This is a genomic window from Streptococcus sp. 10F2 (assembly GCF_054331515.2).
On the sequence record NZ_JBTGGE020000109.1, the window covers coordinates 1 to 1,127 of the forward strand.

Below are 1,127 nucleotides of genomic sequence, written 5' to 3' on the forward strand. Positions count from 1 at the left end.
TTCCCAACTGTATAAAGTATTGATGCTAATATTAAATAAAGCTGCTGTTTCTTTACGTGTATGTCCCTCTTTAACATATTCAAGGACACGTTTTCTAAAATCAATTCCGTATGCCATAAAAACAGCATATCATATACAGTTTATAATCTAAAAGAGTATACTTTCTGATTATGCAAAGTTTATCTTATCTTCAGTATGAAAAAGATTTCAATACCTTTGAATTGAGAAAATTAATCATTATTATTTATCTCATTCTCTTTATGGGGATGATCAAACAGTTAGATTCGCATTTAAAAGTAAAACTACAGGCAGAACTGAGTTTTCAACAGAATTTACATCAACGAAATTTAGAAAACTATAGCTTCCATATGGAGGAGATGTATCGTGAAGTTAGAGGATTCAGACATGATTACACAAATCTTTTGACTACCCTAAAAATGGGGATAGAGGCTGGAGATCTTGCTCAAATTGAGAGGGTCTATCATTCGGTTTTAAAGGATACTGAAAATCGTATGCGAGATTCTCATTTTGATTTTGGGCGATTGGTCAATATTCAGGAGCCTGCTCTTAAAAGTCTTCTGGCTGCAAAATTTTCGGAAGCTAGTGATAAGGGATTGGAGATGCATCTGGAAATTCCAGCTCCGATTCAACCTAGAGGGATGAAATTGGTAGATTTGATTACAGCAGTTTCAGTTTTGGTTGACAATGCCATTGATGAGTCCGTATCAGAAATCTCTATTGTTTTTTTTGAAAAAGAAAATAGTCAAGTTTTAATTGTTGAAAATTCCATTAAAGAAGAGGCGAAAGAATTGAAATCAATTTTTGATTTTGGCTATTCGACAAAAGGTGAAGAGAGAGGTATCGGTCTTTACAATGTACTTAAAATGATAGAGAAGTATCCCAATGTCACAATCGAAACCCAGAGTAGAAATTATAGATTTACTCAAATTCTGAATATCTTTTGAATAAAAACTAGAAGCTCAGACTGAACCGAGCTTCTAGTTTTTATTATGGCTTCAAGCCAGTTTTTCTCGAAGAGAAAAACAGAAAAACCACCAGCTATGCTGGTGGCTGACAAGGCTTTGAGCTTCCATTTCTTTTTCCTGATATAATCTAATTGTTCAGGT

3 protein-coding genes are annotated in these 1,127 nt (G+C 33.8%); 1 reads left to right on the plus strand and 2 read right to left on the minus strand.

Annotated features, from left to right (window positions below):
* Nucleotides 1-117: helix-turn-helix domain-containing protein (locus ACXM1Q_RS09235; protein WP_458517755.1), on the minus strand; the 117-nt coding region annotated here is incomplete at its 3' end.
* A 53-nt stretch (nucleotides 118-170) separates the two neighbouring features.
* Here ACXM1Q_RS09235 and ACXM1Q_RS09240 point away from each other — a divergent pair.
* Nucleotides 171-965 carry a sensor histidine kinase gene (locus ACXM1Q_RS09240; RefSeq protein WP_458517802.1) on the plus strand — a complete coding sequence of 265 codons (795 nt, stop codon included), beginning with the start codon at nucleotides 171-173 and terminating at the stop codon, nucleotides 963-965.
* On the opposite strand, the gene ACXM1Q_RS09245 is transcribed toward ACXM1Q_RS09240, so the two are convergent.
* The coding region (locus ACXM1Q_RS09245) for a hypothetical protein (protein ID WP_458517803.1) at nucleotides 944-1,127 on the minus strand (184 nt) is incomplete at its 5' end. The genes ACXM1Q_RS09240 and ACXM1Q_RS09245 overlap by 22 nt on opposite strands.